Annotated in this window: 19 protein-coding genes; 2 read left to right on the top strand and 17 right to left on the bottom strand. The window is 41.8% G+C overall.

The features are described 5' to 3' along the window. Window positions 1-14 precede the first annotated feature (14 nt). Both SIB83_RS06025 and SIB83_RS06030 read left to right on the top strand, forming a co-directional pair. Window positions 15-236 (top strand): hypothetical protein, encoded by a 222-nt coding sequence (locus tag SIB83_RS06025; RefSeq protein ID WP_413747054.1) that lies wholly within the window; start codon window positions 15-17, stop codon window positions 234-236. Between the two features lie 124 nt (window positions 237-360). Beyond that, window positions 361-891, top strand: a complete 531-nt coding sequence (locus SIB83_RS06030) for an NUDIX hydrolase (RefSeq protein WP_413747055.1) — start codon at window positions 361-363, stop codon at window positions 889-891. Here the strand turns inward: SIB83_RS06030 and SIB83_RS06035 are convergent, their stop codons facing one another. From SIB83_RS06035 to SIB83_RS06115, 17 genes are all read right to left on the bottom strand, one after another. Further along, window positions 892-1,614, bottom strand: coding sequence for a YdcF family protein (locus SIB83_RS06035; protein ID WP_413747056.1), 723 nt, complete (start codon window positions 1,612-1,614; stop codon window positions 892-894). After that, the gene (locus SIB83_RS06040) at window positions 1,604-2,935 is read right to left on the bottom strand and encodes an undecaprenyl-phosphate glucose phosphotransferase (RefSeq protein ID WP_413747057.1); all 1,332 of its coding nucleotides are present in this window, start codon (window positions 2,933-2,935) and stop codon (window positions 1,604-1,606) included. Before SIB83_RS06040 ends, SIB83_RS06035 begins: the two co-directional genes overlap by 11 nt. 111 nt (window positions 2,936-3,046) lie before the next feature. Then, complete coding sequence (locus SIB83_RS06045; protein ID WP_413747058.1) at window positions 3,047-4,282, bottom strand: WcaI family glycosyltransferase; 1,236 nt, start codon at window positions 4,280-4,282, stop codon at window positions 3,047-3,049. Window positions 4,283-4,632: 350 nt separating this feature from the next. Then, a complete protein-coding gene (locus SIB83_RS06050) occupies window positions 4,633-4,824 on the bottom strand; it encodes a sugar transferase (RefSeq protein ID WP_413747059.1) in 192 nt (63 codons plus the stop codon). Window positions 4,825-6,052: 1,228 nt separating this feature from the next. Continuing rightward, complete coding sequence (locus SIB83_RS06055; protein WP_413747060.1) at window positions 6,053-6,859, bottom strand: glycosyltransferase family 2 protein; 807 nt, start codon at window positions 6,857-6,859, stop codon at window positions 6,053-6,055. Window positions 6,860-6,882: 23 nt separating this feature from the next. Next, window positions 6,883-7,929, bottom strand: coding sequence for a UDP-glucose 4-epimerase GalE (galE, locus tag SIB83_RS06060; protein ID WP_413747061.1), 1,047 nt, complete (start codon window positions 7,927-7,929; stop codon window positions 6,883-6,885). Window positions 7,930-8,155: 226 nt separating this feature from the next. Beyond that, entirely contained in the window at window positions 8,156-9,109 is a 954-nt protein-coding gene (locus SIB83_RS06065; protein ID WP_413747062.1) for a UDP-glucuronic acid decarboxylase family protein, read from the bottom strand. Between the two features lie 499 nt (window positions 9,110-9,608). Then, window positions 9,609-10,172 carry a putative colanic acid biosynthesis acetyltransferase gene (locus SIB83_RS06070; protein WP_413747063.1) on the bottom strand — a complete coding sequence of 188 codons (564 nt, stop codon included), beginning with the start codon at window positions 10,170-10,172 and terminating at the stop codon, window positions 9,609-9,611. Beyond that, on the bottom strand, window positions 10,169-11,344 hold the full coding sequence (locus SIB83_RS06075) for a glycosyltransferase (RefSeq protein ID WP_413747064.1): 1,176 nt from the start codon (window positions 11,342-11,344) through the stop codon (window positions 10,169-10,171). Before SIB83_RS06075 ends, SIB83_RS06070 begins: the two co-directional genes overlap by 4 nt. A 257-nt stretch (window positions 11,345-11,601) precedes the next feature. After that, window positions 11,602-12,357, bottom strand: a complete 756-nt coding sequence (locus SIB83_RS06080) for a hypothetical protein (protein ID WP_413747065.1) — start codon at window positions 12,355-12,357, stop codon at window positions 11,602-11,604. A gap of 220 nt (window positions 12,358-12,577) precedes the next feature. After that, window positions 12,578-13,465 (bottom strand): hypothetical protein, encoded by an 888-nt coding sequence (locus SIB83_RS06085; RefSeq protein ID WP_413747066.1) that lies wholly within the window; start codon window positions 13,463-13,465, stop codon window positions 12,578-12,580. A 256-nt stretch (window positions 13,466-13,721) separates the two neighbouring features. After that, window positions 13,722-15,515 carry an asparagine synthase-related protein gene (locus SIB83_RS06090; RefSeq protein WP_413747067.1) on the bottom strand — a complete coding sequence of 598 codons (1,794 nt, stop codon included), beginning with the start codon at window positions 15,513-15,515 and terminating at the stop codon, window positions 13,722-13,724. Beyond that, window positions 15,515-16,687, bottom strand: coding sequence for a glycosyltransferase (locus SIB83_RS06095; protein ID WP_413747068.1), 1,173 nt, complete (start codon window positions 16,685-16,687; stop codon window positions 15,515-15,517). Before SIB83_RS06095 ends, SIB83_RS06090 begins: the two co-directional genes overlap by 1 nt. 273 nt (window positions 16,688-16,960) lie before the next feature. After that, on the bottom strand, window positions 16,961-17,653 hold the full coding sequence (locus SIB83_RS06100; RefSeq protein WP_413747069.1) for a sulfotransferase family 2 domain-containing protein: 693 nt from the start codon (window positions 17,651-17,653) through the stop codon (window positions 16,961-16,963). Window positions 17,654-17,785: 132 nt separating this feature from the next. Beyond that, entirely contained in the window at window positions 17,786-18,841 is a 1,056-nt protein-coding gene (locus SIB83_RS06105) for a glycosyltransferase (RefSeq protein ID WP_413747070.1), read from the bottom strand. A gap of 15 nt (window positions 18,842-18,856) precedes the next feature. Further along, a complete protein-coding gene (locus tag SIB83_RS06110) occupies window positions 18,857-19,618 on the bottom strand; it encodes a sulfotransferase family 2 domain-containing protein (protein ID WP_413747071.1) in 762 nt (253 codons plus the stop codon). 40 nt (window positions 19,619-19,658) lie between these two features. After that, window positions 19,659-21,125 carry a hypothetical protein gene (locus SIB83_RS06115; protein ID WP_413747072.1) on the bottom strand — a complete coding sequence of 489 codons (1,467 nt, stop codon included), beginning with the start codon at window positions 21,123-21,125 and terminating at the stop codon, window positions 19,659-19,661. Between the last annotated feature and the right edge of the window lie 42 nt (window positions 21,126-21,167).

Consider the following 21,167-nt stretch of genomic DNA (forward strand, 5'->3'; position numbering starts at 1 on the left):
CGCCCTAGACGCACGTGCTTAACGACCTGGTGGAACGGCTACAACAGACAGGTCTGGAAACTCAGAAATTAGAAGCACTGCCGCTGAGGAGCCTCAGCCGCATGGCGATCCAATCCAGCTACCCGATGGATGTCACCCTGCCCTTTGAATTGTTCGACCCAGATGAAACTGATCAAGCCCTGACAACGGCACAAGAAGTAATGACCATTCTCAAAGCGTTGGATCAAAAGGGCTGAATGCTGAAGCAGGGTGAACAGCTTGAAGACAATAAGATGAAACTGAAGCAATCTTGCTGACAGAGTCACTTTTGATCATGAGCCTTCCGTTGAAAATCACCATATCTGGCACTGCAAGAAGCCAATGTTCACCAAGCATCGACTGAAATATATAGCCCGCCGATTGCACCTACTGCAGATAGCCTCATGGACCTATGAGCTCTACCGGCTGATCCGCAAACCCCATACCCATGGAAGTCTCGTTGCGATCTGGCTGAGCAACCAATTGCTAATGGTGCAAACCAGCTACCGAAGAGGCTACGGCTTACCGGGCGGAGGTATTCAAGCTGGTGAAAGTGCACGTGATGCAGCTGTACGTGAACTTCATGAAGAACTGGGACTTGCGATCGAAAGCAACTGGTTGCAGGATCCATGGACCATCTCAGAAAGACAACCGGGTGGGCTCAACACAGTGACGATCTTTGCCTTGCTGTGGGATCAACACCTAATCAATTCAATTCATGCAGCAAGTCGACCACCGATAGAAATTGATCAGCTAGAAATCATTGCCACAACTTGGATGAGCAGGGAACAAGCGCTGGATCAACATCTTCCAAACCACTTGCGCCAATATCTGGAGGACTATGAAGTTAAGCCCAAAACTCTTGAGTTGTGATCACATCCGTCCCTGCAAACGATAAAGGAGCGTGCCAGCGGTTTCACGCAACGCCAGGCGATTGCGGGTGCGGCTATTGAGCTGTGGAGAAATAGCCATGGGCATAACTTTAAGCCCCTGACCGGCAAAGGCATGGGCAGCACGGGGAAGTTGCCAGGGGTCGGTAATCAATAGCACCGGTGCCTCTGGATGGTTTCTTTGGAGCCAAGCATTAGTGCGCGTGGCGTTTTGCCAGGTGGTTCGGGCGCAGGAATCACCAGCTACACGCTCCGCTGGTGCACCAAGTTTCACAACCCGCTGAGCCGTCGAAAGGCGATCACCAGACACATAAACGGCCTCCACCTTGTGATCGTTCAAAAGTTGGGCAGCCTTCCTGGAAGTTGCCCTACCAATTTTCGCTCCACGACCCAATAACACTGCAACAGGCCGAGGTGCATCCTCAGCACGCTCAAACGTCTGTGGCAGCTGGGATGAAAGCCAGACGCTGAGCCATTGGGTGGCCAGTGGAGAATAAATAATATTCACCGACAGAACCGCACTGATCACAATCAACGAGCGATTCAACCAAGACAATCGAATCGACAGCACAACAGTTAACGCTGTAATTAACAGGCCAGCGAATAATGAAAGCAACCAAGGAGTGAAGAGCACATAGAGCAAAGGCTCGCGCCAACTGAACCAAACCAAGGAAATTGGTTTGCAATCGATCCATTCAATAGGCATTTCCTGAGCGAAGACGCAGGAAGGTTTTGATCAAGATCTTGATATCGAGCTTGAGGCTCCAGTCACGTTGATAGGCCAAATCGGCATAAATGCGATTTTCCATGTCAGAAAGGTTACGCGTTTCGCCCCGCCAGCCACTCACTTGAGCCAAACCGGTAATCCCAGGCTTGTAGGCATGACGCTGCATGTAGCCAGGAATCACTTTGCGGTATAGCTCGTTGTGTTGCACAGCATGGGGCCTGGGCCCGACAAGGCTCATATCTCCTTTTAAGACATTAAAAATTTGAGGGAGTTCATCTAAACTCCATTTTCTAAGAAACGATCCAACAGGCGTGATGCGCGGATCATCAGCCGTGGCCTGCTTCACCACTTGCTGATCGGCAGTGTCGAGCACACGCATGCTGCGAAATTTGAAACATTTGAACCGCTTTCCATCAAGGCCATAACGATCCTGCATGTAAAAGACAGGGCCTGGACTGGAAAGCTTCACAGCAATCGCAATCACCAGGAGCAACGGAGCAATCAAGACCACGCCGATGCCAGTGAGAAAAAGATCAAAACTGCGCTTCAGTTGGCGGTCAAGCAGACTTCGCTCACTTCCCCAGAGATCAATGCAGGGCTGTGTGCCGATGCTGTCGACCGTGAAGCGCATCGTGGGATGCGCCCAGTGCGGTGCATAAACAATCGGGATGGAACAATCTCCAAATAATTGAATCATCTGATCTATCCCCAGGCCATCACGGGTGACGTGACTAAACACCAGGCGGTCAACATCGCGAATTTTCAACCAATCACGTAGCTCTCGCAAGCCACCAGAACAGCTGGGCAGATTCTGCGAGTGTTGATCCGGGCGAATTGGTACTGGCGAAAACCAAGCAATAACCTGATACCCCATCCATGTGTTGCTGGCGATCTGCTCAGCAAAAGCCTCAGCCGCATCAGGGAGACCCCAATAGACAATTGTGCGGCTGTTGCCTCCCTGACTTCGATGCCATCGCAACCACTTACGCAGCAGCACGTGGTTGGACATTAACCATAAATAACCACTGAAGGCCCAGAGGCTGCTACTGAGACGCGAAAACGATGCCGAACTCTTGCTGAGGAAAGCTGCTGTTAGCAGAAGACTCAGCACAAGCAACCAGGAGGTGGTAATCCGACGGATCAGCACTCGCAGACTGCGGTGGCGATAGCTGGTATAAAGCCCGGCACGGGAAAGAATCAGGAGCACCGTCAGAGGCACCAGAACCCAGAAAGGCAACCAGGCATCACTTCCACCCCCCTTACCCCCTAAGTCAAACAATAAGAACAGCAGCGTGAGCACGAGAGGATCGAGCAGACGCTGCAGGCGGGCAATGTCCTGGCCATGAAGGCGTAACAAACCTCCCCAGGGTGAGGGCTTCAAGGAATTGGAGCTTTGATGGAGCAAAACTATTCAACCGTGCAAAGCGAAAAGCTGCTGTTCAAAACGCTGCAGAACGGCATCTTTGCCAAAATGGCTAGAGGCGAGTTGACGAGCTAACACGCCGCATTGAGCCCGCAGCTCGGCGCTTTCGATCAACTCATGCAAGGCATCCGCAAAGGCTGCGGCATCGCCGGGTGGCACACAGCGCCCGGCGTTGCCGGCCAGCAAGGACAATTCACTGCCCTCCGGTGAACTGGCCACAAGAGGGCGACCGCTGGCGAGAATACCCAGAAGTTTGGAGGGGAGCACCAGATCAGCGGCGCCGGCTTTCTGAGGAAGCAGATGGATATCAGCAGCATTAAGCCAATCGTCCATCCGTTCTGCTGGCTGCAGGGGCAGGTGGCGGACCTGGGGCAGACCGGCGGTGGCATGGATGAGCTCTTCCTTGGTAGGGCCTTCACCGGCAAGGAGCCACACCAGGTTGGGTTGAGCGCTGAGGCGTTGGATCACCTCAGCGAGCATCTCCAGGCCCTGCTTCTTGTTCATCGAGCCCGAATAGAGGAGCACGATCTGATCAGGGGTGATGCCGAACTCACGCCGGTAGGAGTTCTGCTGGCGAGCAGATCCCAGCTGCGGACAGATCGCGTCGAGGTCGACCCAGTTGGGCAACAGCAAACATCGGGAAGGAGCCACACCTTTGGTGCCCAGTTTTTGCACCATGGCGGTGCTGATGCTGCTCACACGATCAAAGCTGCGTAGTGTGCGGCGCTCCCAGGTTTCTGCCAAGGAACGGAGCAGCCGGCCCTTAAGCAGGCCAAGCTCAAAGGCAGCATCGAGCTCGAAATCCTGGATGTGAAGCAAAGTGATCGTACGACTGCCGCAGAGGCGCCCAAGCCAAAGAGCAGCGGGGGCACAGAAGAAAGCTGGCGCCACGGTGATCACCACATCAGGCCGCCTGCGACGTTGCAACAGCAGGGGCCCAAGGCTGGAAAGTGCGAAGCTGGCGAGATGCAGCAAGCGCTTGAGCCCGCTGGGCTGGCGTGGCACCCAGAGAGGACAGCGTCGCACCCGAACCCCTTCACGCTGCTCCAGGCTAAAGCGGTTGTAATGACCTGCTGCGATCTGCCAGGCGGGGAAATAAGGCGGCGCTGTGATCACACGCACGCTATGGCCACGGGCCGCTAACCAACGGGCGAGTTCACCGCTGTATTTGCCGATGCCAACCGGTTCCGGCGCGTAATTGAGGCCGTAAAGAAGGATGTTCAAAGCAACAGACAGAAGCCAACAAAAACGACACTCAAGCGGGGAAATCCCATGAGGATTGAAAACAAGACAACCAAGTGCGGTTGTTGTACGAATTTCAACAGAAAAAGGACAAGCGGAGGATCAGTACAGCTGGCGGCTATGAGGACGAGGAATCGCCTTTGGAGGACAGAGAGATTACGCCATATACCTGCTCGATGCGAACGACAATGGATTCGGCTGCAAGCATGAGATCAAAAGGGTCGCGATGGAGCTGGCAATTAGGCGCCACGTAAGCAGGACATGGTTGATGACAATCGAAGAGGACCTGAAACGAATCAGCGACGATTTTGAATTTTTTTATGACAGCTTCGCTAATCACTCACCTGGGCCAAAACTGTGATTCCGGTCTTAAAGGCATGGCGTTGCGTCATGCCAGGAATCAGCTTTCTATAAAGCTCATTCTGTTGAACGACATGGGGCCTGGGGCTAACGAGACTTGTATCACCTGCGAGCACATTGAGATTTTGAGATAGTTCATCCAAACTCCAACACCGCAAAAACATTTAACTGGAGCGATACGCGGATCATCCGCGGTTGCTTGCTTCACCACAGCCTGATCAGCGAAATCAAACGCACGCATGCCCCGGGCTTGAAACACTTGCACGGCATGCCATCCAGCCCATAGCAATCTTGCCAATAAAAAATGTAGAGGACTGCTAACCTAAGTAGATAGCAATTAGAAGAAGAAATGGAAAAATCAACACTAAACCAACGCTAATGGCCAACAAAGCAAAAATATGCTCGAGCTAGCGATTGAACAAACTTCGCTCACTACCCCATAAATCAATACAAGGCTTATTACAAATCAACTGACTTAGGAACATAATGCGAGATGAGACCGAAGAGGGGAGTTTACGGGCAATCCACCAGAAGGCACGCACCATAATTAGGGCAACTCCTCGGAGCGATTCCCCTATCTGGTGAACCTGAAGAAGATCAAGGGAGTAAATTAAGTCTAGGTGACCTGCATCACATACATACCGCTGAGGAAAGGAATTCACAGTCTTGTAGCGATCACCGATCTATTTACGACATGTTCACAGCTGCAAGCTTTCGAACATTCATGATATGGAGTTCTGTTTCGTTGCACTGGAGATGACACATAAGAGTGGCCGTAAACCTGAAATCTTCAACTCAGATCAAAGATTCCAGTTCACCACCTCTGCTTTCGTGGCAAAGCTACAGGGAAAATCAAGATCAGCTGCTCAGGCAGAAAGCGACGATATGACAACATCAATGTTTAGAGGTTGTGGTGCAGGGTCATATACATAGTCAACGGCTTTTCGGCAAAGCCAGTTAGAAGTATATCTACGTGCACACTTCGATGGCTTAGAGGTTGAAATTTCCGTGGCCCGATTCATGTGGAGGTACTGCCATGTAAGACCAAAAAGCTCTCTGGGAGGTAGAACCAACCATGAGGTCTACATTGTATTCCTCCCGTCAGGAGCTAACGATGTCAGGGGCCAAAACTGTTTAATAAAAGCCACCCACTTAAATCTATTAACCTCTAGGGGCAGGTTGAAACAAAAAAACGATTGGTTATATTGAGAAAATCATATCCCTCTAAATGTCAACTAATTGCACACTGCCATGAATCCATGAATCAACAGTATCCAGCGAAAACGAATACTCCAATTAACCAACATACTTGCGTGACAGGCTTCGCGATTAAGTCGCTTTTGAAAATATTGAATTTAGACTACATGGAGCTTGAGACGAATCAATCTAAAATCATGACAACAAACGCTTATTCATCTCATGCTTAATTCTTTTTTCGTACCATAATATTTTTTTGCAATAAAGAAAGCCGTTCTTTCCATCCAAAAAACCTTTCTGAAAAATATAGGTTGCCACAAAGCGTATATAAGGCCATAGCGGAAATCTCCTTACGAAGGACTTAATAGCAAGGTTTCTTTGGGAGCCAGCAGATGACAGAATAGCCATTGGAGAGATAGCACTATCTAAAACTTGCTTGGCATCATTAATTGCATATTGCTTGTGTTTTTCATGCCAATACTTCCAGCCCTTAGAAAAAGCAAGGTGAATGTAAGGCTCATCAATATATTCAATATGCTTAACATCTCCACATTCTTTTTGCCCATGCCCAGAGTTTACGAAAGAGCCTCTATATTTTTTAACAAGACGGAATTGCCATTTTGGAAAATTATCTGAATACCTAAGCCAAGTATTATTTAAAATTGTCTTAGAGCACAAGTAAAAACCTGTCGCTTCTGAACTTGCAAAATGGATATTTGAAGCCAAAGACTCTTCGAATGCCGGTGTAGATCTTTCATCTGCATCTAAAAACAAAATCCAATCATATTTTAAAGTGCAATTTTCCAAGGACCAATTTCTCTGATCACCAAAGCCAGTAAATTTATTATAATAAATTTTTGCATGTCTTCTTTTAGCAATGTCAAGAGTAAGATCAATACTCCCAGAATCAACAATATGTATATCATCAGCCCATTGCAATGAATCAAGACAGCCCGGAAGATCTTGCTGTTCATTTAAAGTCAGTATAACTACAGAAATCATGACAAAGACAAATTATATTGAAATTATACTATGCTTTCATGGTTTTGATGCCATTTAAAAGCATGTTTAATCATGACTTCAATACTTGGATAACGTGGGGTCCAACCAAGTTGCTTACATGCATTTTCGGAAGACGATACTAAAACTGGGGGATCTCCAACCCTTCTTGGAAAAACCCTAGAAGGAATATCTAAACCTGTAATTAGCTCGCAAGCTTTAATTACTTCCTGAACGCTAGTGCCATTACCATTGCCTAAATTAAAAACAAATTGTTCTTTTTGATGCAATACTTTTTTTAACCCCAAAACATGTGCATCAGCCAAATCGCAAACATGAATATAGTCTCTGATACATGTACCATCTGGCGTTTCATAATCATCACCATAAATATGAATTTCTGGACGCCTGCCTAAAGAAGTTTGCAAGACAAGTGGAATAAGATGAGTTTCGGGGGTATGATCCTCGCCTAAATCACATTTCGGATGAGCTCCAGCCGCATTGAAATATCTAAATATAACACTTGGCATATTATATGCGTTACCAAAATCTTTAATCATATTTTCTATCATTAATTTGCTTCTTCCATAAGGGTTGATTGGATTTTGTGGAAAATTTTCAGAAATCTTGGAATTGTCGGGAGGAATACCATATGTTGCACATGTGCTAGAAAAAATTATGGGAATAGGGTTGGATTTATCGATCTGCGACAATGAATGAATTACTTCTAATAAAACCAGAGAGTCACCCACATTATTGCGGTAATATTTTTGAGGGCTAATAACACTTTCACCAACATAAGCGTATGCTGCAAAGTGAATTACAGCTATACATTTTTGGTTGTTACAGCACGGATGGCGACCAGAAAGCACATTCTCTAATAGTTCACGATCTCCGAGCTGACCTGTGACAAAGGGAACTTTAAGTACATCTCTAACGATATACTCATGACCATAAACAAAATTATCCAACACTATTGGATTGAATCCCTGAGACTGCAATGCTCTTACTGTGTGACTGCCAATATAACCAGCACCTCCAGTAACGAGGACATTCTTAAAATCGCAAGTCATATGATAAAATGAATAAATTTACGCAAATAAGGAGATTCTAAACAAAATATTTCTGGGAAACAAAAAGAATCGACAATTCCCAAGATAACGTCATCTAATACATAGCGCATACAAGCTAACAATCATATTCAAAAATCATACTATATCAGAGTGATGTAATGATGAGCTGCAATCCTTGCATCATATCGCAAAAGGCAAAATGTCTAAACAGATACATCCACAACAATTAGAACTGACAAGCATTAAGCAATTCTTTGAAATAAGCAACCGTGGGCTCGAGTCCTTGCTCCAACTCCACCCGAGGTGACCAGCCCAATTCTCTTTGCGCAAGATCAATAACCGGTTGGCGTTGCATTGGATCATCTTGAGGCAACGGTTTACAAATCAACTCCAACGCTGGATTGATCTTTTCTCGCACCAGCTCAGCTAGCTGCAGGATCGTGAACTCGGTTGGGTTGCCGATGTTGATCGGGCCGGTATGTGATCCATTCATCAAACGCATCATCCCCTCGATCAGATCATCCACAAAGCAAAAACTCCTGGTCTGGCTGCCATCGCCATAAACAGTGAGCGGCTCACCCTTAAGCGCCTGCACGATGAAGTTGCTCACCACACGGCCATCATCAGGCAACATGCGCGGGCCGTAGGTGTTGAAAATCCGCATGACCCGGATCTCCAGGTCATGCATGCGCTGGTAGTCAAAACAAAGTGTTTCAGCGATGCGCTTGCCTTCGTCGTAGCAGCTGCGAATACCAATCGTATTCACGCAACCCCGATAACTCTCGGGCTGGGGATGCACCTCTGGATCGCCATACACCTCACTGGTGCTGGCCAACAGCAACCGAGCCCCCACCCGCCGAGCCAATCCGAGCATGTTGTATGTACCAATAAAACTGGTCTTCGCCGTTTTCACCGGATTGAACTGGTAATGCACAGGGGAGGCCGGGCAAGCTAGATGCCAGATCCGATCGACCTCCAGCTTGATCGGCTCGGTCACGTCATGGCGGATCAGCTCAAAGCGGGGGTTGCCAATCCAATGAGCAATATTCTGCTTTCGCCCTGTGAAGTAATTGTCCAGACAGATCACCTCTTCTCCGGCTTTCATCAGGCGATCGCAAAGATGGGACCCCAGAAAACCAGCACCACCAGTAACCAAATTGCGTGTAAGAGAAGCGGGCATGAGCTGTCCAGAAGTTGAAGAGTAAAGAATAACGGGAAAGGGAATATAGTCACCTAATCAACATCACACTAAAAGACTGCACAACAAAAGCTTCATATCAAATCAACCTTGAGAGTAACAACTGTTTTTCAAGGCCTGGATGCGCAAATCCATAACAAAATCAGCGATCTACGCTAATACTTACAAAGAAGGACCAAATCTGTCAAACATACTATCATTGAAATGAAGATCAAGCTGCATAGATTTGCAAAAGCCTAACGCGGGCAGAAACGCAAATGAAGCTATTTTTTGCGGCACAAAAGAACAAAAAAAGTGAAATACAATTCTAATGTAGATAATTAGAGCCATCAAGAGTCAAAGCCAAACACTAATTCATTTATATATTTTAGCACAGCATTGAAAGATAAAAACATGCTATGTTGAATGTCAGAATTTGAAACTCAGACAATCGTTCAAGTCGCCTAAACAGCATGACTAAAAAACAATACTTCTAAATAAACTAACAAGATTTTGATCTTGGATGATCTCGCGGTTTCAAACACTTAGCCGGATTTCCCGCACAAACGAACCATGGTGGCTGGGACCTAGTGACGACAGACCTTGCACCTATCACGGCTCCTTCACCGATACGGACACCAGGAGCTACAAATGATTGAGCACAAATCCATACATCCGAATCAATCAAAATGGGCTCAGCAAAGAGTTGAAAAGACTCTTGAGTGTAATCATGTGAGCCTGAACAAAGATAAACACCCTGAGAAATAATAGCTCTTTTTCCTAACTGAATTAATGCCATTGAATAACAATTAACGTCTGGACCAAGGCATGAATTCTCAGCCATAACTAAATTCCATGGTGCCCAAATTTTTGCACTGCTATATACGTGACAACTGGGATGAATCTTAGCGCCAAAGCGACGCAGCAGCCAACATCTCCAAACATGAGCTGGAGGCGGTGTTGGACGAAAAAGGAGTAACCAAACAAGCTGCCAAATTAATCTCGCTAAACGGTGGCGACGATTGAAGCTGGGCCCATCGTAAGGAATGCCTTTAGAAAGGATCATCGAATTAAACGAGGTTGAACGGCTGCTTCCAAGACAGGGAGAAGATTTTTCGCCACAGATTCAAAATCAAAACGGTCATAAAAAAATTGCTGACCACACTTAGCCATTTCGGATTTATCCGAAGGAGTCATAGCCAACCACTGCTTAAGAGCCCTTTCCGTAGCCAAAGTTTCATCGTCAAAAACGATGCCTGCACCAGCATTAGCGACATCGGTAGAAACATTAACCGGCTTAGCGATCGCAACAGGTAAACCACAGGCTAATGCTTCCGCTACGACAATACCGAAATTCTCCTGATGAGAAGGGAGGCAAAACAGCTCAGCACAGCGAAAGGCTCCCCATTTGAGTTCGCCGCTAAGCATGCCTGGCCAGGTAATGCGCTCCGCAATTCCCAGCTCCGAAGCCCGCTGCTGCAAGGTGGCCTGCCAACCCACTTGATCGGGGCCAGCGATCATCAGATGCAGTCGGGGATCGCTGCCTGCAACCGAAGCAAAAGCATCAATCAACAAATCCAAACCCTTTTTGGGATGGATTCGGCTGAGGAACAGGAGGATGCGTTGGTCCCGCAAATGTTGAAAGCGCTCGAAAAAGGCCTGTCGCTGACTCTCGGAATCAGCAGGGGGTGCCGAGGTGCCGTAACTAACCACTTGCTCGTTCGCTTGGTATAACCAGAACGACTGCCGGGCCCGCAAACGCTCCTGCTCAGTGGTGAACAACACAGCGGAAGCGTCACGCAAAACACGGTAATCCGCCCAGGGCCAATAGGCCCATTTCTTTAGATGCTTGAGAGGGTAAGTGATCTTGAACCATGGATCGAGCATCCCGTGTGTGTACACGAAATAGGGAATACCACTACATCGCAAAGCGCGCCAAGTGGCAAAGGCATGATATTGCCAAAGACCATGTACTATTACTACATCGTGCTCACTAGCGAGAGAAAGAATTCGATCTGGGAGATTCCGACAATACCCATATCCACTAAAAACTGGGCCCAGCCCAACTGCTTTAAAAGATTGGTCTCTGAGACACGCAGACGAGGGTGGATCAAGACTTGCGACTGTGCTGGCGACGCCTAGTCGCGACAAGTGTGGGGTGATCTGACGTATTCCTTCAGATGGCCCTCCACCCTCGGGATTTAGAGAGGATATGATTCGTAAGATTTTTAATGTCATAATAGATATCTAAAAAGATCCACCTCTGAGGGCAGAGTTGTTTGCACCATAGCGCGAAAAATAGGTACAACTCTCATTCAAAATTAAATTGACCTCATTCAAATAGCTGTGATGGTTTGACAGGAATAAGTCAATGCCACTTTGATAGTGAGGACAATTTTGTCTTACGGAGGAGACTAATCCAAAAAATTGCACTTACTGAAGTGCAAGGCGCCTGAAAGAAAGGGTTCAATATTCAGATACCTAACAGAAGCAAGTCAAAGAGATAATGGCTTCGAAAGCTGATCATATATTAAATTAGCCTCCTCAAGATTAGGCAATGAAGAAGTGCTGAAATGCTCTTCAAGTTCGTATTTGATTTTGTTTCGATCATGATTAGGAAGCATATGTGATTTAGCTTTTTCCATGTCAACCTTTACATAGCTTAGATCAAGGTTATGGAAAGAATTAATCCGCTTCAAAACATTCTCTTCATTCTCGATCAAATCGGTAAGAGGGACAAACAATATTTTACTGCGATAATTGAAAAGCGAGTTATAAAACCAGAGATAATGTTCTAACACATCCGAAAAAGAAGGCACAGGCTTTTGTTTAAGCAACTTTCCAGATGACAAATGGTTCTTATTGACAGAAAGAAAATGAGCTACATTCGCAATAATTGCATCTTTAGGCTTTCTAATCATACAAACAGAATTGATGTCATTTTCTATTGAGATAATTATATTCATTGGATGGTGCATATGATTTGCTATTTTATAGCGAATAGACGTATTACCCTCCTTGATAAGTTTGCACATATAACTATTACCTGACCTTGGGAAACCCTCGACAGTTAACAGGGTAGTTCGATTAACTAGGCGATTTTGATGGTTTTTATCATCGAAGATAACTCTTTTTGCTTTGTTAAACTTAAAATACTGACGAGGATACTCCCGGGAAAATGATCTAACAATAGACCTAAATTTATATTTCCAGGGAAGATATATATTTGCGGCAAGTTGAGCAAAGTTCATAATAGTTCAAAAGGGTATTTCGTAGCCTAGGCTATCGAAAAATAAGGAGAACAAAAATTAGCAAATAAGAATAAATTACTTAAAAAAGAAAACATAAGCAGTTCAGCATTAAAAGCTCCTAAAGCAATAACAATACCAAAGAAAAGGGAAAGCAACTCATAAGAGAGAACAATAAGGCAACATGATTAAAAGAAATTCACAAAGCACAGATTTTTTGATTCTAACTATGGGATGATTGCCAACATATACGAGAAGTACCGAAATCATCGACAGATTCCTTATAATCAAAATGTTCAAACGACCATTCCTCGCATTTTAGAATTTTGGCTTTAATTTCAGGAGTCAATACATTATTTATAGGAACAAAATTTAGATTACTAAATCCAGAACTTGACTTTGACAGTGGAAGTAATTCAAAAATTTTATTGGTTTCAAAGCCAAACTTCAAAGATAAATCAAAAAGCGATTCTTTCATATTCTCAAATGAATAAACAGTGGACACACAAGAAGAACTACGTAGATCATAAAGATAACTACGAATTGGCCTTTTTGCAAAATCGGAAAAAACAGAATTTGCAAAGTCAACCCAGTCTGAAGTTGACCAATTCTTGGTAGCGTTGATATGTAAACGTTTTGCACGGTATAAGAGGAAAGAATAAAAGCGCTTAAAAGGATGCCTGGTAAAAGATATGGAATGATAGTGATAAAAATCTGAATTTAACAAAAGGGCTTTCGCATAGCTAATATGTGGATGGTAACCGGTAACGAAGTAGTGTTTTTTACAATAGATTTGGTGTGCACGAGCTAAAAATGAAAAATTATTTTCTGACATGACAGATTTTTTAAGTAACAAACTAAGTCGAAACTTTAATAGTCGCAAAGATGAAGTAAGACTCTTACTATGAAGCAGGGGAATAGATGGAAGTCTATTGAAATTATAAGATGAATGTAAATATTGCAAGCGAAGACATTCGTCGTGAAAGTCTAAAGGGGTGAAAAAGAGATCAGGTTCAGAAATGAATAATCTACTTAGGGCTAATTCAATGCTTGTCGAGGCAGTTTTATTACTTTTAACAAAAAGAAATTTACGGCTTGGAAGAAACAACATAATGACTAAGATGCAGAAAAAAGTGGTGTAACCGCTAAAGAAATAGAAGATACTACACAATAATCAGTAGGTATACAGAATAGGCAAGAAGACTAATGCTTAATGAAAGCGATAATAAAGGTACAGAATTATCAGATCATGGATAACAAGGCAAATAACTGAATAGTTGAGAGGAAAATACACATTACATTTTAATATCCAAAAACCTTACCAAATAAAAAGTTTAGGGACAAAAATACCCGTCAAATTTACATTGTCAATTAAATTCTCTCCTGGCAAGCTCTCCAAGTATGACCAGACTCCATATACATCTCCAAGATATCTGTCGAAGCTCAAATGCTCGCCAAATTTGTTCAATAAAAGAACTATCGACTATACCTGTTGTCTTCAGAATTTCTAGACGAGTACTACAAAGCTGGCGTAATGGACCACGAGTCCATATTGACATAGGCAAGCTAATATGATTAGTTGAGTTTAAAAGAGAAGAAGGTAGAAAAAGGTCTTTAAATGCATTTCGTAGAAGCTTATTGCCATTACCGTGAAATCGCTGAGGCATTCGCAAAGTAATTTCAGCGAGTTGATGATCGAAAAAAGGAAAACGCCATTCCAACCGATTGCAGAAAGGCGTTGAAATTGAATCAATTAAAAATGTTGGCAATGAATATCCAAAAAGGTCAAACCATGAAATTTGGCCCCATTTTTGAGTAATGCAATTGGGAGGTGAAAGTGGCCAGTTTGTTAAAGGAAAATCAACAGGATGAAAATTCTCATCGTGAGTTAGGCGTCTCATAGCCAGACCAAGATATTCACAATCCCATTTGGGAGAAGTGGAAATAATTTTTGCTAGCAGGGGTGAAGCTATATGAATTAACGCCCTTCGTAAAGGCTCTGGAATCCACTGCATAGCCATCAGTATTGATACATTACGGTGTTGGGGACTCAAGCCAAAGAGGGAATCAGCTCCTAGGCCAGAAAGAGCAATTTCAACGCTTTGATCAGCCAGTGAACGACTAAGAAAGTACTTATGAAAGAAATGCACGTTTGGCACATCCATAGATGTGAGGGCGGGCTCTACCCAACTCAAAGCCTCATCAGTGCTGATCGACAAATTATGATGAGAACTTCCACAATAACTAGCTAAGGAAGAATATTGTTGACCTTGGTTGTAAGACTCATCTTGAAGGTAAATACTAAAGCTAGATACACTTCCTTTTTTAAGACAACTAGCTACAGTTGTTAAAATATAGCTGTAGATATCATTTGATAACAGGCATGCAACTGGTGAATTCATACAGAGATTTTGATCTACCACCTCCTCAATTTTTTGACGAAGAAAAGTATGAGCCCAGTTTTTTCTATAAATAGGTAAGGGAGACCAATCAGGACGAGGCTGAGGAGGCCAGTATCGAACAGAATCGTGAGGACGACTGTGATTGAAACGAACCACCATGCCGCTTGGCAAAGCTGATATCGAAGAAGAAAATGATTTTGGAAAATCTACAGGAGCAAAGTCATGACCAAACGATAAAATATTGCATATGGATTGACGAGCTAAAGTTTTGCCGAGAGATAGCTTTTGGCGATCTGTAGAAAATAATAAAATATTTTTTTTCCAAAAAAAGTAAAGTGGCTTAATGCCAAATCTATCTCTCGAAAGAAGCAGCTGCTGCTTATCCTTGTCGTAAGCCGCAAATGAAAAGGATCCTCGCATTTCAAGTAATAAGGCAGGTCCACGCTGGGCTAATCCTTCAGCAATAGTTTCAGCTGGATCCAAACCAAGCCAATTCTCAAAGCGAAGTCCCCTACGAATTTCTAGATGATTGTGAATATCCCCAATAAAACAGATATGAAAACGTCCACAACTGCTAGATGTAAATTCAAGAGAGTCTATAGGTATGGTTGTATTCTCTATTTGAGTAATCGCAAGCCAACAACGATTATCACTGCTTAACCAATCACGATATACAGAGCTTTTATTCCTAGACCTAAAGGAGTTGAATTCCTCATTTCCTGAAGAATCAAAGTGGTAACAACCTATAAAACTTGACATCAGTTATTAGATTGTGAATTGTGCGCTTGAAAATAATAATTCTCAAGTTGGTCCAACCATTTATCACGAACGAATAGAGAACATTGATCAAAACCAAGTCGCTGTATATGACTCTTTTCTGAATCAGTACGAGTCAAAACATTTGAAACTATTTTAGCTGAATTTGAAGCCCATTCATCTCTTTGAGAATTAAAAGTAGGTGCTGGAGGTATAGTTGTTGCAGCAGAGCCGCCAACCTCCGTCATAGGTGGTAAGCCGGTGGTAACAACAGGACATCCACATGCAAGAGCCTCCAAAATAGGCCATCCAAAGCCTTCAGCATGAGAGGGAAATAATAAAAGAGAAGCACGATTATAAAGTGCAACTAATGTCTTGTCGTCAACAGTGTCTAAAACATGGAGCCAAAGTTTTAGTTGAGGATGCAAATTTATCCATGACTGCAACGCGGGTTCAAGCGATCCAATCATTACAAGATGATATTGCAAACCCTGGAGATGCAAATGTGCCCATATTTCTAAAACTCCACGTCTGTTTTTATACCAATTACGGCCAATATGAAACAAATAATTACTTTTAAGTATTTGAGGCAAAGTAGCTTGAATGAGCTTATAAGAGTCAGATTCTGATAAAACTGAGAAGTTGTCGTTTAACGGATTATAGAGTACCTCAGAGAGAGTAAAAGGCTTTAAAAGGTAAGTCTCGAGCCTACACTTGGTAGCCTTAGAAACAGAAAGGAAAAAGTTACCACGCCTAAAACCTTGCAAAATATAGAACTGGTATAACTTTCCACTCCTTCCAAGTTTATGAAAATGCTGAAGACCCAAAGATGCGTCTAATGCCAAAAAATCATGACAATGAATTACATGAGGTCGATTTGCTAGCCATGGGAGCCACGGAGCCAATGCCTGGTCAGTCAAAACGCATAGGATATTTCGTGGAAGGGACAAGACTTTAAGCAACAACAGCGGAGGAAATATTAAAAAACAATCTAAATAACCTAGCCACTTAGTAAAAGATTTATTTGATTGAAAAAGAGATCCAAAAATAACCGGTGCTGTAATTACTTCAACTGTATGACCTCTTTTTTGAAGGCCAATAGATATTTGATCAGCATAGCGACGCATACTATTGCCTTCTACAAGGGGATAATGGCGTAGCAAAAGAATGTACATAGATATTCAATAAAAGAAAATGCTAAAATGAGGCAACAGAAGCTGGTGAGAAAAGAACAATATGAACAACAACAAGCAACCTAAGCATGGTTTAGCTTACATAAATTTCGGCAAAGGCAGTTACTGCTAAAGTAAAAGGAAAGAAAATTTCATAGGAATAAGTCAACCAACAAATAAAATTCTTAAAAGCAATGAATTAGAAAATAGTAAAGCTAAAAAGCAAGTAAAATTTCAGACACTACAATAAAATGATTTAAAGTGTGAAAATTGATGCTAAAGCGATGTATAGCTAAACTTTTCACAGTCAACCGCATAAAGATCAGAAACCAGTTTAAAAGCCTTATCATCGTAAACATCCTTTACTTGCATGCCAAAACTTGAATTGACTATTCGTAAACGCTTCAAAAAGGGAACAAGCCTGCTCGGAGAGCTTTTATTGGAAAACGGTAGCACTGCGCTATTTGGAAGATGAGATTGAGTACGAATTTCGTCAAAGGATTTAGAAAGGGATTCTAAGCGATAAATATTATTAACAAGCAATGTGTTTGAATCGTCAAAGAGATAGTCAGCTTGCGGCCTTACGAACCATGAGAGAGCAGAATCACAAAAATACTTCGAATAAAAATTACGGTTTACGAATTCATTAAAAGGGATTAGTTGCTTAGTAAGAAACTTGTAAAAAGAGAAAACTCTATGCCAGGGGTTACGAACCACAGAAAAAGAAAAATAACTATCAAACAAATCCCTAGATATGTAATGATATTTAAAATAATCAGAGCCAATTAAATGTGCCAACCTCGGAGGGCCAATGGAGGATATATTATTCGGACACATAAGAAGTGGCAATCTTTCTTCTCTTGAAAGACCTAAATCCGAAAGAAAAACATTTTCAATACTTTGACCACCATTTTTCGGAATATGTATGAAAATTGTTTTGTGGTAATGAGAAATCATAGCAGAAAACACAAATTAAAAATGGCCAATTGATAGACAATAAGCATTAAAGCAAAATTAGAAACAAGCGGCGAAGTGGATAATGGAGACAAATCGAACAATTAGTTCATAACAAAATTGGCAAAAATTAAAAATAAAGCTGCATTAACATGGATCAAACAGAACTCTTAAAATGCGTAAACAGACATCTTCATTACCCTGCCCCAAAGCAATTAAATGAGCAAAACCATTGATTCTTATAAATTTATTTAGGTTCATATCTTGAATTAAACTTTTGCATAAAGAAGCACACTCTACGGATGAGGACCAAAAAACGGCTTCGAATAAATGCTCATATAAAAGTTGATGTTCGGATGTTTTCTCGGCACACAATAAACCATGAGCAGCAGGAATTTCAAAGGTGCGTGTTGTAATAAGATCTCGATTACCATGAGACAACAAACCAAGAGACAAGGCATATTTCTGCAAACAGAGCGAATACTCAGAACCACTGATATAACTCTTTAATACATTTTTTTTTAGCCTTAACCAATGCTTGCTTTTTGTCCAATTAGGTCCAATAATATCAATAGGAACAAATAACTTCAATAGATCTAAGATAAAGATATCTCGTGACTCTTTCTTGATTAGTGTACCTAAGAAACCAACACGAGGCACAATAATAGATTCATCAAGCTTATCTATTTTGTGTTCACATTCATCATAAGACATCATAACACGATAGGTTTTTTTAGCACCCAAGCAAAGAAAATCAAGCTCTGTCTCGTAACGAACGCATACGCATAAATCATAATAAGGAATTGATTTTCTAAGTGTTAGAAAACGATTTCCGTCTCGGTTACCAGTTGGATCATCGTTTTGATAGAGAATAACTTTAGAATTAAAATTACGCTTGAGCCATTTGAGAATAGTAATACCTAACAATTCACCACTATTAACCCATATTACATCTGGAACAAAAGATAAGGTTGAAAAAAATCTTTTGAGTTTTTGTAGCAAAAGTTTTTGCACAAAAACGAAAGAGGAATGATAGTTAAAAACATTTATTAGTTTTCTGTTTGATTTCACTACTAGGTAAGGATCGAAAACAGTAACAGGGCATCCAATTCGTCGAAGAGCATCAGCACGATGACGAGAGGTAGAGCCAGAATTATCGGCTCCAATATAAACAATTTGCTTTTTATACTCTAATAGATTCATAGCTGTGTAGAGAAATCAGTTTATTTTTGGCTTAGCAAACAAGGACCATGGATCATATTTGTTGAGATTGATACTTAGTGCTGTCGGATATATTCTCATATTCTTTAAACCAGAAGAAAAACGAGTAGTTTGTGCTAATTCGTATAGAGAATAGTCAGAAGACCAGTGCTTCATAACAAAATCTTTATAACTACAAGATTCAAAGGGTAGATTATTATCATGAAGTATATTATTCTTATTTTGATGAGGCAAGCTGTTTGAAGAAAGATTTAGATAATCTCTTATATAGGAATAATACTGGTCAAGCTCAGAGAAAATACCAACAGAATCAGCAAGGAGTTTGCCGTTAGAGTCTACCAACATCAGAGACTGTCTTGGTCTTAATTGCGGCTCTAAACAGATAATTGTTTCAAGAAATTCATCAAAAGTAGTAGGCTTATAAATATTTTTCAAGCCCTTAATTATATAACAGTGCCTCTTGTAATGCCTAAAACATGAGTATAACCACTCAACTGGTTCGCGTACTATTGCGAAACAAAATAGAGAATAGAATTTTTTACCAAATAGTGTTTTGGCTTTATAACAAGTAGTATGGGGCCGGTTGAGAAAATCGTAGAACTTATAAGTTTTTTCTGCGAAAGGAATTCGTCTGCATATTTTTGAAAAATTTGATTGCTGAAAAGGCGAAGTATAATCTGAAAACAACGAGGTTATTGATGTTCCTCCAGTTTTGGGTACATGACAGAAAAGAAACTTCTTAGATTCAGAATAAATCATTCGTAGCTGCAGGTAAACAGTGTAATTTTTAAATAAAAAACTAAGAACGGCTTAAAATCTTAGCAAAGATAGAGAAGATGAATATAGACACTATGATCAAAGCTTGAATAAAAAATGCTCGAAGATAACTTATTGTTGTTCCTTCAGGCATACCCTGGACAACATTATCAAGCCAAAAAGTAAAAAAGATAATTAATATTAGTGAGGAGAACTTTGCTTTTAGAATGCTTAATACTGAAGTAGAATATAAATAGTAGATTCCTACATAGAGAAGGGGATAAACCAGAAGTCCTAAAATACCAAAGGATAAGTATGACATTGTAGGTGGAGAAGAGATCCAGTCAGCATCGATTCCTATAGCATTAACCAACTGTGCTTTTGATCCATATAAAGCAGATTTTGATCCTACTAAAAAGGTAGGTAACGAATATTGAAATGAATGATGTAGATCAACAAAACCAGTAAAATTTAAATTATCAATTTTTGTCAGACGTGCTAGCACTGAATGCAAAAGAGGTCGGGTAACATAATTTAGAGCTTGAGAATTCTCGATTTGCGCTAAAAGCTCTTTATTCTGATTAAACTGTAAATAGAGTGAATAAAGATTAGATAAGCTCAAATCCGTGAGCTTGAGAGTTCTTATGTACTGAAAAAACGTGAGCAGTTTAGGTATAAAATAAATGCCAAGTCCTGACATTAATAAAACTCTTGGTTTGATGGAAGGCAATTTATTGTCAACAGCAAGACAGACCCAAATATATGAATAAAAACATAAAATTAACTGATAGATAAAGGCTCTTCGGCCTATGGTAAATGATACATAGATGCCTATCAGGAAAGAGATTATAAGAAATAAATGTTTAAACCATTTTTTTTCAATCAGTTTAAATATAAAAACAGGCAGTACAGCTAGTATTGCAAGGGAAAGTCGAACGAGAGGATACCATAAGGCTTGACTACCGGAAGAATACGCAGCATCAACTTGTGTCCCTTTAAAGCCAAGGAGTCCAGTAGATATGAGGAAAAACAAAAAAGCCCCGCATAAATAGCTGATCCGAGCAAATTGCTTTTGTAGTCTTCGAGAGTTGAATGATATAGATCTAAGCATAAAAGAGGTAATCTCTTTTTCACATTTATCGACGAAAGGCAATAGCGAAAAAAGTGAAAAAAAACCACAAAAAGCGCATACATAAGCCATTGATAATGACAAAAAAGTCCACTCAACAACCTTCCCGCCTAATTGATAGTTTAAGAGTTGATTAAAACCATTTATTTGACAAAAAGCAAAGAAGGATAGAATTTGACCGATAAGAGTCCATGAAAATGTAGTATAAGCAATTAATGAAAAATATTTAATTGTATATATGTTTTTATGGAAGCCAATCAGTCTTTGTACACATACGCCAAAAATTATTGCTGTAGATACAGCATAAAGCAAAATACTCTCAGTCCAATAAGATGAAATTAAAACAACAAATGAGAAAAGAAAAAACAAAGGGTGTTTCACGCTCTAGGATTCATTTTAGTTGCAAGGAGTAAACTAAACGCT

It is taken from the genome of Synechococcus sp. MIT S9507, from assembly GCF_047304715.1.
GTDB lineage: Bacteria > Cyanobacteriota > Cyanobacteriia > PCC-6307 > Cyanobiaceae > Synechococcus_C.

What these genes read in the sequence shown, in the direction of transcription:
- SIB83_RS06030 (WP_413747055.1), top strand. Translation starts at nt 361, where the DNA reads ATGTTCACCAAGCATCGACTGAAATATATAGCCCGCCGATTGCACCTA.
- SIB83_RS06035 (WP_413747056.1), bottom strand. Translation starts at nt 1,614, where the DNA reads ATGCCTATTGAATGGATCGATTGCAAACCAATTTCCTTGGTTTGGTTC.
- SIB83_RS06050 (WP_413747059.1), bottom strand. Translation starts at nt 4,824, where the DNA reads ATGTTTTTGCGGTGTTGGAGTTTGGATGAACTATCTCAAAATCTCAAT.
- SIB83_RS06055 (WP_413747060.1), bottom strand. Translation starts at nt 6,859, where the DNA reads ATGATTTCTGTAGTTATACTGACTTTAAATGAACAGCAAGATCTTCCG.
- galE (WP_413747061.1), bottom strand. Translation starts at nt 7,929, where the DNA reads ATGACTTGCGATTTTAAGAATGTCCTCGTTACTGGAGGTGCTGGTTAT.
- SIB83_RS06065 (WP_413747062.1), bottom strand. Translation starts at nt 9,109, where the DNA reads ATGCCCGCTTCTCTTACACGCAATTTGGTTACTGGTGGTGCTGGTTTT.
- SIB83_RS06070 (WP_413747063.1), bottom strand. Translation starts at nt 10,172, where the DNA reads ATGATCCTTTCTAAAGGCATTCCTTACGATGGGCCCAGCTTCAATCGT.
- SIB83_RS06075 (WP_413747064.1), bottom strand. Translation starts at nt 11,344, where the DNA reads ATGACATTAAAAATCTTACGAATCATATCCTCTCTAAATCCCGAGGGT.
- SIB83_RS06080 (WP_413747065.1), bottom strand. Translation starts at nt 12,357, where the DNA reads ATGAACTTTGCTCAACTTGCCGCAAATATATATCTTCCCTGGAAATAT.
- SIB83_RS06085 (WP_413747066.1), bottom strand. Translation starts at nt 13,465, where the DNA reads ATGTTGTTTCTTCCAAGCCGTAAATTTCTTTTTGTTAAAAGTAATAAA.
- SIB83_RS06090 (WP_413747067.1), bottom strand. Translation starts at nt 15,515, where the DNA reads ATGTCAAGTTTTATAGGTTGTTACCACTTTGATTCTTCAGGAAATGAG.
- SIB83_RS06095 (WP_413747068.1), bottom strand. Translation starts at nt 16,687, where the DNA reads ATGTACATTCTTTTGCTACGCCATTATCCCCTTGTAGAAGGCAATAGT.
- SIB83_RS06105 (WP_413747070.1), bottom strand. Translation starts at nt 18,841, where the DNA reads ATGAATCTATTAGAGTATAAAAAGCAAATTGTTTATATTGGAGCCGAT.
- SIB83_RS06110 (WP_413747071.1), bottom strand. Translation starts at nt 19,618, where the DNA reads ATGATTTATTCTGAATCTAAGAAGTTTCTTTTCTGTCATGTACCCAAA.